At 64.7% G+C, this 363-nt stretch carries 1 pseudogene; it reads left to right on the forward strand.

Annotation, left to right across the window (positions count from 1 at the left end):
* A pseudogene (locus AAIR21_RS28020) lies at positions 1–363 on the forward strand (type VI secretion system protein TssA); the annotation flags it as partial.

Consider the following 363-nt stretch of genomic DNA (forward strand, 5'->3'; position numbering starts at 1 on the left):
GGGCATCGCTGGAATGGCTCAACAGTGAGCGCATTATCGACGGTCTCGGGCGTTTCCCGGGCGTAGTGGCGGAAGACACGGCCACGGTGGCAATGGCCCTGGTACAGTTACACCAGTCGGTGAGTCAATGGCCGGAAGCGGAACGGCCTGTCTTCACGGGGTTATGTCAGGCCCTGCGCGTGCAGCTTGAACGTGCCGGGGGCGCGGGGACGATGCTGCCCCAGAATGTCAGTCCTCCGGTGGATTCTCCTGCTCCGCAACCCTTTTCCGGAGGCGCGGTACCGGGAAAACTGTCCGCGAGAGAAGTGCTGGATCAGGCCCGCCAGCTGTCCCGCTGGCTGGGCGAACAGCCGTCAGGCTGGC

Origin of the sequence: Enterobacter sp. PTB, from assembly GCF_051130085.1 — a bacterium.
GTDB classification, from domain to species: domain Bacteria; phylum Pseudomonadota; class Gammaproteobacteria; order Enterobacterales; family Enterobacteriaceae; genus Enterobacter; species Enterobacter ludwigii.